The following is an 11,633-nucleotide window of genomic DNA, read 5'->3' as shown; positions in this document are numbered from 1 at the left end:
TCAGCCCTCCCGTTTCTCGAAGTCGATCCGCGGATCGACGAAGACGTACATCAGGTCGGACAGGATACCGACGATCAGGCTGAGCAGCCCGAAGATGAAGAGCGTGCCGAAGATCACCGGGTAGTCGCGCGAAACCGCTGCCTCGAAGCCCAGCCGGCCGAGACCATCGAGCGAGAAGATCGTCTCGATGATCAGCGACCCGGTGAAGAAGATCGAGATGAAGACCCCCGGGAAACCGGCGATCACGATCAGCATCGCGTTGCGGAAGACATGGCCATAGAGCACCTTTTGCTCAGACTGGCCCTTGGCGCGGGCGGTGATCACGTATTGCTTCTTGATCTCGTCGAGGAAGGAATTCTTGGTCAGCAGGGTCAGCGTGGCAAAGGCCGAGATGGTCGAGGCCAGCACCGGCAGCGTGATGTGCCAGAGGTAGTCTCCGATCTTCTGCAGCCAGTTGAGCTGGCTGAAGTTGTCGGAAGTGAGACCGCGCAGCGGGAAGACCTGCCAGTAGGAGCCGCCGGCAAAGAGCACCAGCAGCAGGATCGCAAAGAGGAACCCCGGGATCGAATACCCCACGATGATCACGCCGCTGGTCCAGTTGTCAAAGGAGGAGCCCTCCTTCACCGCCTTGCGGATACCAAGCGGGATCGAGATCAGATAGGCGATCAGCGTCGACCAGAGGCCGAGGGAAATCGACACCGGCAGCTTCTCCATCACCAGGTCGATCACGCTGATAGAACGAAAGTAGCTCTCGCCGAAATCTAGCCGCGAGTAATTGTAGAGCATCAGCATGAAACGCTGGAGCGGCGGCTTGTCGAAACCGAACTCCTTTTCCAGCTTTTCGATGAACTCCGGGGGAAGGCCGCGCGCGCCCGCGTAGGCCTCGTTGCCGGCGCTGCTCTGCATGGCGGCATCGGATCCGGCCCCGGTAAAGCCCGCGGTGACGTCCCCCTCGCCCTGGACCTGGGCGATGATCTGTTCGATCGGGCCGCCGGGCACGAATTGCACCAGCGCAAAGTTGATGACGACGATGCCCAGCAGGGTCGGAATGACCAGCAGCAGGCGGCGAAGAATATAGGCGCCCATAGTGGCCGGTTACCTCAACGCGCCAGCGGCCTTGAGCTCATCCGCACGCTCCTGATTGTACCACCAGAAGTCGAGATAGCCGAGATCGTAGGGCGGGATCTCCTTGTGCTCGAACATGTCGTAATAGGCCACCCAATAGCCCGCCTTGTACCAGGTGGGGACCATAAGGAACTCGTAGCGCAGCGCCCGGTCCAGCGCCATGAGAGAGGCGTCCTGCATCTCCTGGCTCTCGGTATCGAGGGAAGCGAGGATGATCGTATCCACGAGCTCGCTGTTCAGCCCTGCCGGGTTGAATACGGAATAGGCGGACTCGGGCGAGCCGTACATCTGCATCAGACCGGTCCCGGTCCCGAGGAAGGCCGAGTAGCCCCCGTAGAGCATGTCATAGGCGCGATCCCGGCGGCGGTTGGTGTACTGGCTCGGGTCGACCTTCTCGAAGTCGGGACGAATACCCAGCGTCTTGAGGTTAAGCGCAAAATTGTCGAGCACCGGTTCCAGCGCGCTGGAGCTGGCCGAGTTGATCGGAAAGTCGATCGACAGCACTTCGCCCGCGGCATTGCGGCGCATACCATCGTCACCCACGGTCCAGCCTGCCTCGTCCAGCAGCCCCATGGCCTTTCGCAGGTTGCGGCGGTCGTTCAGGCGTTCCGGAGAGCTGACGGGCACCGGTTGCGGCGGCTCGGTCAGCAGTTCCGGCGGGACCACATCGCCCAGGGATTTCAGAAATTCGAGTTCGGCGCCGACCGGCAGATCCTTGGCCTGAAGCGGCGTATCCTGGAAGTAGCTCTCGCGGTGCTTGAACAGGCCATATTGCAGGCTCTCGTTCGTCCATTCAAAGTTGTAGGCCAGTGCAATCGCCTCGCGGACGCGCTTGTCGCGGAACTTGTCCTTGGCGAGGTTGAAGACGAACCCGGAGTTGTTGGGCGGTGTGCCGTCGGGAATTTCCTCGACCTTCACGTAGCCCTTTTGCACGGCCGGAAAATCGTACTGCGTGGCCCACTGTCGCGAGTCGCTCTCGATCCGGAAGGTGTATTCTCCGGCCTTGAAGGCCTCGAAGGCCGCGGATTCATCGGCAAAGTACTCCACCCGGATCGTATCGAAGTTGTGCCTGCCGACGTTGAGCGGCAGGTCATTGCCCCAGTAATCGGGGTTGCGCTTGTAGACGATCCGGCGGTTCACGTCGTAGCTGTCGAGCATGTAGGGCCCGGAACCGGGGGAGGTCTCGAACCGGGATTCATCAAGCCGGGCGCCGGTTTCCTCGTACCACTTCTGCGAAAAGACCGGCGTACTGCCCACCTGATCGATCAGAGAGCGGCGCGAGATGCCCGTAGCAAAGGTGAATTTGACCGTGTAGTCATCCAGCGCCTCGGCGCTCAGCACCCGCTTGCTGACGCCTGCTGAGTAGGACGGAAGTCCCTGCTCGAGAAAGAGATTGTGAGAGAAGACCACATCGTGCGCGGTCAGCGGGGTACCATTGGAGAATGTCACGTCATCCCGCATGTGGAAGATGACCCAGGTCTTGTCCTCGTCGTATTCGAGGCTCTTGCACAACAGGCAGTAGGACCCGTTGTAGTCATCGGCCACCTCTGTGAGCAGGCTCTCGTACATCGAGGAGGACAGCGCGCCGGCGCGCCCCTTGACCGTGTAGGGGTTAAGCGAATCGAAGGTGCCAGATGCCTGAATTGCGATCTCGCCGCCCTTCGGAGCATCGGGATTGACGTAGTCGAGGTTCACGAAATTCTCTGGATACTTCAGGTCACCGAAGTAGGAGTAGCCGTAGCTCTCGATGACATCGTCCTCGCCGGCCGCGGTCTCGGTTTCCTCGACCGGAGCGGAGGTGTCCTCCTGAGCGCGGGCCTGCGGTACGGCAAAGGCCATCAGAGTGGCTGTCATGGCCCCCATGGCCAGGAAAGACCGTCGTGACAGGCCCCTTTGCAGCAGTTCGGTCGCGGCACTCAAGCGGAACGCGGGACGGTGCATGTATAGCTCCTCGACTATCCTTCTGGACATATTGGGCCTTCTGGCACTTGGACACAGTGCCACCCAAGCCTGAACGATAGGCTAATGGTGGCGAAAGGCCATGTTCAAGTTGAGATTACGTGAAGCACGTGTGATCCCGACACACAAGAAAGGGCCGCCTCTTGCGAGACGGCCCGGAAAGCGTGCCGAAAGCCCGGAATGACAGCTGAAAGCCTCCGGGATGATCCCGGACTACTGCCCGAGAGACTCGAGATAGGCGATCACGTTGGCGCGATCATCGACATCCTTCAGACCGGCAAAGGTCATCTTGGTGCCGGGCGCTGCCGATTTCGGGTTCTCGAGGAAAACATTCAAGTTCTCGGGCGTCCAAGTGTCGAAGTGCTCTTCGAGCGCACCGGAATAGCTGAATCCGTCAACCGAATCGACCGCACGGCCCACAACGCCATCCAGGTGGGGACCTGTGGCGTTGGTCCCGTCGACCTTGTGGCAGGCCTTGCACTTGTTGAAGACCCGTTCGCCGGCACCGGCATCCGCGGCGGCATAGATTTCATCGAAAGGCTGTTCGACCTCTTCGGTGGCGCTCGGCGCCTCGTCGTTGGTCTCGATCAGGTAACCCTGCACGGCCTGCTCGCCATGCGATCCTGTGTCGGTTTCATAGATCACCTCGCCTGCCCAGTTTGCCAGCAGAAAGACCAGAAGTGCTCCGCACAAGCCCCCGACGACCTTCGTGATAGTCATTGTGTCAAACATGAAATGCCGCGCCCCTGATGAATCCGTCGACTAGGTGTTTCGGCGGGTATCTATCCGCTTCCACTCTCTCAACGCAAGGTGTAGTTACCGCGACCATCCACCTAATCGTGGAAATTGTTCGCAAAACCACGGAATTGAATGCCATGAGCCGTCGTATCGCCTTTCAGGGAGAGCTGGGAGCCTATTCACATCAAGCTTGCGTGGAAGCCCGTCCGGACTTTGAGCCGCTGCCCTGCAACAGCTTCGAGGATGCCATTGCCGCTGTCCGCGATGGTGAGGCCGAACTGGCGATGCTGCCGGTCGACAACTCTACCTTTGGGCGTGTTGCCGACATCCATTACCTGATGCCGAGCAGTGGGCTGCGCATCATCGGCGAGGCATTCGTGCGGGTCCATATCAACCTTCTGGCTCTGCCGGGTACCAAGTTGGAAGAGGTGAAATCCGCTACCTCGCACCAGATGCTTCTCGGCCAGTGCCGCGAATTCCTGACGGAGCATGGCATCAAGCGCATCACCGGTGCCGATACCGCCGGCTCTGCCATGCTGATCTCCCAACAGGAGGATCGCAGCCGCGCGGCCCTGGCCAGCGAACTGGCCGGCGAAGTCTATGGGCTCGAAGTTCTCGCACGGCATATCGAGGACCAGTCCAACAACACCACCCGCTTCCTGATCATGTCCCGCGAGGCCGACCACAGCCGCCGGGGCGACCAGGGCATGATCACCACGCTGATCTTCCAGGTCCGCAACATCCCGGCCGCGCTCTACAAGGCCATGGGCGGCTTTGCCACCAACGGCGTGAACATGACCAAGCTGGAGAGCTACATGGTGGGTGGCAGCTTTACCGCGACGCAATTCTACGCCGACATCGAGGGGCACCCCGACGACGCCAACGTGCGTCTTGCCCTCGACGAGCTGAAATACTTCTCGTCGCAGATGCAGATCCTCGGGGTCTATCCGGCAGGTTCGCGCCGAAATTGAACAGCTCTGCCGCTCCGGGCCCTGCGCCCGGGCGGCCGCTCAGCGCTTGTTGCGTGTCTTCTTCTGCGGCGGGGCCTTGCCCTCGATCGCAGCACCCAGCTCCGCCAGGCGGTGCTGGATACGCTGCTGGATGTTGCCACGCGCAAGGCGCAACGACTGGATCAGCAGGCGCGCGGACAGGGTCTGAGGCTTCAGCTCGGTCACCAGGCGCAGACGCGTCCGGGTGCGCGACAGCGCCACCAGTTCGACCAGTACCTGCCCCTTCATTCCATCAGAGGACAGATCCAGGCCAATCTTGTCGGGCGCATCAAAGGATTCGACTTCCAGGTGAAGGGCCCGTTTCTTGCCCCGGGTAAAGAAACTGGCATCCCAGGCCATTCCCGTCCCCGGTTCCTCCAGCATGTCGAGGCGCTTGATCTTGGCCCCGCGGCGAATGGCCGAACGCTCGAAACGGCGAAAGTCGGAAACGTTGGCAAAGACCGTCTCGATCGGTGCCTCGATATCCTCTTTCGCAACAATTTTCATATGTACAACCGATTGTTAGCCTGATTCAGTCTGGTCTGCAGAACCATCGCCTCAATCCAGATTGTCCGCAAGCCAATTGCGTAGCAGATACGCTGCAATTGCCCCTTTGCGCGGCGGTCTGATCACCGGATGCACGCCGGCAAAGACATCGGCAACCTCTTCGCGAGGCACCCACATTGCATGCTCGATCTCCACCGGATCGACCGTCAGATCGCGGCTCAGCGCCTCGCCCCGGCAACCGAACATCAGCGAGTTCGGAAAGGGCCAGGGCTGGCAGCAAAGGTACTCGACTGGACCGACGGCAACGGCAGTTTCCTCCGCCACCTCGCGGCGCACCGCGGCCTCGATCGTCTCGCCCGGCTCGACGAACCCCGCCAGCAGGGAATACATCCCCTCCGGCCAGCCCGGCGACCGACCGAGCAGCACGTCGTTGCCCATGGTGATCAGCATGATCACCACGGGATCCGTCCGCGGGAAATGCTGCGTGCCGCAGCTCTCACAACTGCGTTGCCAACCTCCCTGCACCACATGCGACACCTCCCCGCAGCGCGCGCAGAACCGGTGAGATCCGTGCCAGGCGTAGAGCGCCTTTGCCGAGGCCGCCAGCTCCGCCTCGAGCGGCGAGAGCTCGGCCATGACGCGACGCAGGTCGACGAAGCCTTCCAGCCCCGCCAGATCGGGATGCTCAGGCAGAATGTCGGCGGCCCATCCGGCCGGCGGCTCCTGCGTGGTGCCGGCATCCGGCACCCAGCCGGAGATGTCATGCGCGAAGACCGGCGCGCCGTTGTCCCGGCCGAGATAGAGCGGCGTTTCCGACGCGCCCCTCAGGACGGGATGATCCATCGGCAGCCGGGCCAACGTCCCCGGAGCCGCCTTCAACGGGAAGCCACGCCAGAACAGCAAAGTCGTCGCCCCGGGCAGGCGCGCGGCAATTTTCAGCGCCTCCGGTGACCCTCTCAGCCCGGCATCCCGATCCAGCACGCCCCCGGAAAAAGTTACCTGTTCCAGCATCATGTCTGCCATGCGCTCTTGCTCCTGCCTGGTTGCGTGGCGCCAACCTGCCCTCTCGGACCGGCCTGCGCAACGGCCATCGCTTGCGGCACATTTCCCCGACACCGGCGCCGGGAGATCCGGATGAATGCTACAGATCCGGGCCACCCGGGATCTGCCGCAGCGGCATCAGGGAAAATCGCTATGAGATTGTCATCAACATCGGTCAGGATGGGCGCATGAAATACAGGAGGCTCTCATGTCCGGTTCCAAGTCGATCAATATGTCACGCCGCGGGTTTCTCGCCAGCGGCATCGCAGGTGCATCCTTGCTGACCCTGCACCCGTTTTCCGCCAATGCCGCCGGGCAGCAGGCCCATCTGCGCATCATGGAGACCACGGACCTCCACGTGAACGTCTTCCCCTACAACTACTACGCCGATCGGCCCGACGACACCGTCGGCCTAGCGCGCACGGCGGCGCATATCAACGACATCCGCGCCGAGGCGACGAACTCCATGTTGGTGGACAACGGCGACTTCCTCCAGGGCACGCCGATGGGCGACTACATGGCCTATGAAAAGGGCATGTCGCAGGGGGATATCCACCCGGTCATCGCCGCCATGAACACGCTGGGCTACGAAGCCTCGACCCTGGGAAACCACGAGTTCAACTACGGCCTGGACTTCCTCGACGCCTCGCTGGCCGGTGCCAACTTCCCGGTGGTATCCGCCAACGTGGTCAAGGAGATGGGCGCCAACCCGCGGGCCGACAAGACCCTGATCAAGCCCTATGTCATCATCGAGAAGACCATCACCGACGGCGACGGCACCAGCCACCCGATCAAGATCGGCCTGATCGGCTTTGTCCCGCCGCAGATCATGACGTGGGACCGAAAGAACCTGGAGGGCAACGTCCAGGCCCGCGACATCGTCGAGACGGCCAGGGCCTGGGTCCCGCAGATGAAGGAAGAGGGCTGCGACATCATCATCGCGCTCAGCCACTCCGGCATCGGCGGCGCCCAGCACGAGGACGGCATGGAGAATGCATCGGTGCCCCTGGCCGAGGTCGACGGCATCGATGCCCTGCTGACCGGCCACTCGCACCTGGTCTTCCCCTCGCCCACCTTCGACGGCATGGACGCGGTGGACAGCACCAAGGGCACCATCCACGGCAAGCCAGCGGTCATGGGGGGCTTCTGGGGCTCGCACCTGGGCACCATCGACCTGCTGCTGGAACGTGACGGTAGCGACTGGCGCGTGCTGGCCTTCGAAACCGGTACCCGCCCGATCTACCAGCGCAACGAAGACCGTTCCATCACCCCGCTGGTCGAGACCGTCGCCATGGTCGAAGAAGCCGCCCAGACCGAGCATGACGCGACGTTGGAATACGTCCGCCGCCCTGTCGGCAAGACGGCCGCACCGCTGCATTCCTACTTCGCGCTGGTGGCAGACGACCCCTCCGTCCAGATCGTGTCCAACGCCCAGAAGTGGTATCTGACCGACATGCTGAAAGAGACGGAGCATGCGGCTCTGCCGATGCTTTCGGCGGCAGCCCCCTTCAAGGCCGGTGGCCGTGGTGGTGCAGAATACTACACCGAGGTGCCTGTGGGTGACATTGCCATCAAGAACGTGGCCGACCTCTACCTCTACCCCAACACGATCCGCGCAGTGAAGATCGACGGGGCACAGCTGCGTGGCTGGCTCGACCGCTCGGCCGGCATGTTCAATCAGATCGAACCGGGCAGCAAGGATGCCATCCTTCTGAACCCGTCCTTCCCGTCCTACAATTTCGACGTGATCGACGGGGTCACCTACAACATCGACCTGTCGAAACCCTCGCGGTATGACGGCGACGGCAACGAGGTCTCCTCGGAGAGCCGGATCACCGATCTGATGTACGACGGCAAGCCGGTGACAGACGACATGGAATTCGTCGTGGCCACCAACAACTACCGTGCTTCGGGGGGCGGCCATTTCCCCGGTGCCGGCGGCGATACGATCATCTTCGAAGGGCCCGACACCAACCGCGACATCATCGTGCGCTACATTGTCGACAAGGGCACAGTGGATCCCAAGGCCGATGCCAACTGGCACTTTGCCCCGATGGACGGCACCACCGTCCTGTTCGAGACCGGCCCGGGTGCCGCGAAATATGCCGACAGCGTGCAGGGTGTGACGATCGAGGCTGCGGGCGACGGCGAGAACGGTTTCAAGCTCTTCCGTATCGACCTCTGATCGCGTCATTCTTCGGGAACGGGCGCCGCAGGCGTAATCCCCACGTGCATGGCGCGTCCCGAAAGGGGCGCGCCATTTCGCTTTCACGCACGGGTTGCGAATCCGCGCCATGCCCCCTATATCGGCCCTCGAGAGGTTGGCGCGGGCAGGCGCCTCGCCAACCCGGTCAGGTCCGGAAGGAAGCAGCCGTAACGAGCCCCGCTTGGGTCGTTGTCCAGCCTCTCACCTGTTTCAGCCGGGGCCTAGTCAGGCCTCGACCAGCAGAAACGCCTCGATTTGCTCATCAATCGTCGTCGCGCTCGCCATGGACTGGACCAGAAGCACGATCAGCCAGTCGATGATCTCCTTCTTCACCACCGTTGGCAGGAAAGGCACGGCAAGCAGATCACAGAGCATGAGCGTCAGGTTGTCCTGAAGCGCCTCGGCGATCATGGTCTCCAGCTGCAGGTTCCTGTCGTTGAGCGTGTCCAGGATCTCGTCCGGCACACGGTCGGCCATGACGCGGTCGACCGCTTGGACCATCTTCAGCCAGACGGCAAACTCCAGCGTGTCCCTGATGACGGGAATGTTGAATTTCGCGTCGATGGCCCTGGCCAGCGCCTCCTGCTGGCGCACGCGTAAAAAGTAACTTGCGGGCATGATGTACCCCCTTCTGATGAACTCGTGAAAATTGCTTCGACAGTGGTCGCAGTCTTGCGCCTGCCCCGCCCGGGGAACAGTCCGGAAAACCTTACCGAGCACTGCCTCTGGACCCTGCGCCGCGCGGGCATTACCTTGGGCCGGCAAGAAACACCGGGGGCGACATGAGCGAGACGGAAAAGGGCGGCTATCAGGTACTGGCCCGGAAATACCGGCCGGAAACCTTCGCCGATCTCGTCGGCCAGGATGCCATGGTGCGGACGCTGAAAAATGCCTTCGCCGCCGATCGCATCGCCCAAGCCTTCATCATGACCGGCATCCGCGGCACCGGCAAGACGACGACCGCACGGATCATCGCCAAGGGCATGAACTGCATCGGGCCGGACGGCAACGGCGGCCCCACGACAGAGCCTTGTGGACAATGCGAACATTGTCGGGCCATCATGGAGGGCCGCCACGTCGACGTCATGGAAATGGACGCGGCCTCTAACACTTCTGTCAATGATATCAGAGAGATCATCGACAGCGTGAACTATCGCGCGGCCTCCGCCCGCTACAAGATCTACATCATCGACGAGGTTCACATGCTCTCGACCAGCGCCTTCAACGCGCTGCTCAAGACGCTGGAAGAACCGCCCGCCCACGTGAAGTTCATCTTTGCCACCACTGAAATCCGCAAGGTGCCGGTGACGGTGCTGTCGCGGTGTCAGCGTTTCGATCTGCGGCGGATCGAACCCGAGGTCATGATCGCCCTGCTGGAGAAGATCGCCGGCAAGGAAGGCGCCCAGATCACCGAGGATGCACTGGCGCTGATCACCCGCGCGGCCGAAGGCTCGGCCCGGGATGCCACCTCGCTGCTCGACCAGGCCATCAGCCATGGCGCCGGCGAGACCACCGCGGAACAGGTGCGCGCGATGCTTGGCCTGGCCGACCGCGGCCGGGTGATGGATCTCTACGAGATGATCATGCGCGGCGATGCGGCCGGCGCCCTGACCGAGCTTTCGGCGCAATATGCCGATGGGGCGGACCCCATGGCGGTGCTGCGCGACCTGGCCGAGATCACCCACTGGATCTCGGTGGTCAAGATCACGCCCGACGCCGCCGAAGACCCCACGATCAGCCCCGACGAACGCGCCCGCGGCGTCTCCCTGGCCCAGCGGCTGCCGATGCGCGCGATGACGCGGATGTGGCAGATGCTGTTGAAATCTCTGGAAGAAGTCTCGGTTGCGCCGAATGCTATGATGGCCGCCGAAATGGCCGTGATCCGCCTGACACACGTTGCCGAACTGCCCTCGCCGGAGGAACTGGTAAAGCGCCTCAAGGATACCCCCCGTCCGCCCGACGGTGGTGGCGGCGGAGGCATGCCGGCCCGGGGCGCGCCCGCGGGCGGTGGTGGCGTCACGGCCTATGCCTCGGCCCCGTCGGGCGGCGGTGGCGGCGGCGCCCGTGGTCAGACCATGCTGGCCGAAGAGCTGGAACAGGCACTGGCGCGCTATCCCACCTTCGAGCACGTGGTCGAACTGATCCGCACCAACCGTGACGTCAAGCTGTTGGTCGAGGTCGAGACCGGCGTGCGGCTGATCAGCTATCGCCCTGGCCGCATTGAGTTTTCCCCCTCCGAGAGCGCCCCCAAGGACCTGGCGCAGCGCCTCGGCGCGCGGCTTCAGGGCTGGACCGGCAACCGCTGGGCGATCATCCTGGGCAACGAGCAGGGCGAGGAAACCATCGCCGAGAAGCGCGACGCCAAGGACCGCGCCCTGAAGGCCGAGGCCGCCGAACACCCGATGGTCAGGGCGATCCTCGAGGCCTTTCCCAAGGCCGAGATCACCGAGGTGCGCACCCAGGAGGATATTGCCGCCGTGGCCCAGGCCGAAGCCCTGCCCGAGGTCGACGACGAATGGGACCCCTTCGAGGACGAATAGCGCGACGCCCCCGGCCCGGGCCTTCAAAACAAGGGTTTCCCGGCGGATTTCCACCTGCCCCCTTGCGGTTTCGCCCTGCGGCCGCGATATGCAGGACAGAGCGACAGACGCCCGGCGACCGGGCAGGACACAGCCGCGCCGCAAGGCCGCGCCAGACACGGTTAGACAAGGAGAAAGACGATGTTCAAGGGCCTCGGCCAGATGGGCGACATGGCGAAAATGATGAAGGCCGCCAAGGAGATGCAGTCCAGGATGGAGCAACTCCAGGAAGACCTGCACGAGATCACCGTGACCGGCGAGAGCGGCGCGGGCCTGGTCAAGGCTGTCGCCAGCGCCAAGGGCGAGCTGAAGAGCCTCGACATCGATCCCTCGATCTTCAACGGCGACGAGAAGGAAGTGGTCGAGGACCTGATCCTGGCGGCCATCAAGGATGCCCAGACCCGGGCCGCCGAACGCAGCCAGGAAGAGATGGCCAAGATCACCGAAGGCCTTGGTCTGCCTGCAGATTTCAAGATGCCCTTCTGATCG

10 protein-coding genes and 1 other RNA gene are annotated in these 11,633 nt (G+C 62.8%); 5 read left to right on the top strand and 6 right to left on the bottom strand.

Annotation, left to right across the window (positions count from 1 at the left end; genetic code table 11):
• From AC0WR5_RS01690 to AC0WR5_RS01680, 3 genes are all read right to left on the bottom strand, one after another.
• Complete coding sequence (locus tag AC0WR5_RS01690) at positions 1-1,086, bottom strand: microcin C ABC transporter permease YejB (RefSeq protein WP_475866361.1); 1,086 nt, start codon at positions 1,084-1,086, stop codon at positions 1-3.
• Between the two features lie 9 nt (positions 1,087-1,095).
• Positions 1,096-2,964, bottom strand: coding sequence for an extracellular solute-binding protein (locus AC0WR5_RS01685; RefSeq protein WP_475868858.1), 1,869 nt, complete (start codon positions 2,962-2,964; stop codon positions 1,096-1,098).
• 333 nt (positions 2,965-3,297) lie between these two features.
• Positions 3,298-3,816 carry a c-type cytochrome gene (locus AC0WR5_RS01680; RefSeq protein WP_475866360.1) on the bottom strand — a complete coding sequence of 173 codons (519 nt, stop codon included), beginning with the start codon at positions 3,814-3,816 and terminating at the stop codon, positions 3,298-3,300.
• Positions 3,817-3,959: 143 nt separating this feature from the next.
• Here AC0WR5_RS01680 and AC0WR5_RS01675 point away from each other — a divergent pair, with 143 nt between their 5' ends.
• Entirely contained in the window at positions 3,960-4,793 is an 834-nt protein-coding gene (locus tag AC0WR5_RS01675) for a prephenate dehydratase (RefSeq protein WP_475866357.1), read from the top strand.
• A gap of 39 nt (positions 4,794-4,832) precedes the next feature.
• On the opposite strand, the gene AC0WR5_RS01670 is transcribed toward AC0WR5_RS01675, so the two are convergent.
• Together AC0WR5_RS01670 and nudC are read right to left on the bottom strand one after the other, a co-directional pair.
• Positions 4,833-5,318: an SRPBCC family protein gene (locus tag AC0WR5_RS01670; RefSeq protein WP_475866355.1), complete on the bottom strand. Its 486-nt coding sequence runs from the start codon at positions 5,316-5,318 to the stop codon at positions 4,833-4,835.
• Positions 5,319-5,369: 51 nt separating this feature from the next.
• Entirely contained in the window at positions 5,370-6,332 is a 963-nt protein-coding gene (nudC, locus tag AC0WR5_RS01665; protein ID WP_475866354.1) for an NAD(+) diphosphatase, read from the bottom strand.
• A gap of 235 nt (positions 6,333-6,567) precedes the next feature.
• Between nudC and AC0WR5_RS01660 the strand changes: the two genes are divergently transcribed.
• On the top strand, positions 6,568-8,544 hold the full coding sequence (locus AC0WR5_RS01660; protein WP_475866352.1) for a bifunctional 2',3'-cyclic-nucleotide 2'-phosphodiesterase/3'-nucleotidase: 1,977 nt from the start codon (positions 6,568-6,570) through the stop codon (positions 8,542-8,544).
• Between the two features lie 130 nt (positions 8,545-8,674).
• Positions 8,675-8,771, top strand: an RNA gene (gene ffs / locus AC0WR5_RS01655) — signal recognition particle sRNA small type.
• Positions 8,772-8,790: 19 nt separating this feature from the next.
• Here ffs and AC0WR5_RS01650 read toward each other — a convergent pair.
• On the bottom strand, positions 8,791-9,183 hold the full coding sequence (locus AC0WR5_RS01650; protein WP_475866350.1) for a hypothetical protein: 393 nt from the start codon (positions 9,181-9,183) through the stop codon (positions 8,791-8,793).
• A 164-nt stretch (positions 9,184-9,347) separates the two neighbouring features.
• On the opposite strand from AC0WR5_RS01650, the gene AC0WR5_RS01645 reads away from it, so the two are divergent.
• The gene (locus AC0WR5_RS01645; protein WP_475866349.1) at positions 9,348-11,105 is read left to right on the top strand and encodes a DNA polymerase III subunit gamma/tau; all 1,758 of its coding nucleotides are present in this window, start codon (positions 9,348-9,350) and stop codon (positions 11,103-11,105) included.
• 180 nt (positions 11,106-11,285) lie between these two features.
• On the top strand, positions 11,286-11,630 hold the full coding sequence (locus AC0WR5_RS01640; RefSeq protein ID WP_475866347.1) for a YbaB/EbfC family nucleoid-associated protein: 345 nt from the start codon (positions 11,286-11,288) through the stop codon (positions 11,628-11,630).
• Positions 11,631-11,633: the final 3 nt, after the last annotated feature.

Source organism: Pseudooceanicola sp. DL12, from assembly GCF_056270665.1.
The sequence above is the reverse complement of the archived record's forward strand: the minus strand, read 5'-3'. Positions and strand labels throughout refer to the sequence as shown.

What these genes read in the sequence shown, in the direction of transcription:
- AC0WR5_RS01640 (WP_475866347.1), top strand. Translation starts at nt 11,286, where the DNA reads ATGTTCAAGGGCCTCGGCCAGATGGGCGACATGGCGAAAATGATGAAG.
- nudC (WP_475866354.1), bottom strand. Translation starts at nt 6,332, where the DNA reads ATGATGCTGGAACAGGTAACTTTTTCCGGGGGCGTGCTGGATCGGGAT.
- AC0WR5_RS01680 (WP_475866360.1), bottom strand. Translation starts at nt 3,816, where the DNA reads ATGTTTGACACAATGACTATCACGAAGGTCGTCGGGGGCTTGTGCGGA.
- AC0WR5_RS01645 (WP_475866349.1), top strand. Translation starts at nt 9,348, where the DNA reads ATGAGCGAGACGGAAAAGGGCGGCTATCAGGTACTGGCCCGGAAATAC.
- AC0WR5_RS01690 (WP_475866361.1), bottom strand. Translation starts at nt 1,086, where the DNA reads ATGGGCGCCTATATTCTTCGCCGCCTGCTGCTGGTCATTCCGACCCTG.
- AC0WR5_RS01650 (WP_475866350.1), bottom strand. Translation starts at nt 9,183, where the DNA reads ATGCCCGCAAGTTACTTTTTACGCGTGCGCCAGCAGGAGGCGCTGGCC.
- AC0WR5_RS01675 (WP_475866357.1), top strand. Translation starts at nt 3,960, where the DNA reads ATGAGCCGTCGTATCGCCTTTCAGGGAGAGCTGGGAGCCTATTCACAT.
- AC0WR5_RS01670 (WP_475866355.1), bottom strand. Translation starts at nt 5,318, where the DNA reads ATGAAAATTGTTGCGAAAGAGGATATCGAGGCACCGATCGAGACGGTC.
- AC0WR5_RS01660 (WP_475866352.1), top strand. Translation starts at nt 6,568, where the DNA reads ATGTCCGGTTCCAAGTCGATCAATATGTCACGCCGCGGGTTTCTCGCC.
- AC0WR5_RS01685 (WP_475868858.1), bottom strand. Translation starts at nt 2,964, where the DNA reads ATGGCCTTTGCCGTACCGCAGGCCCGCGCTCAGGAGGACACCTCCGCT.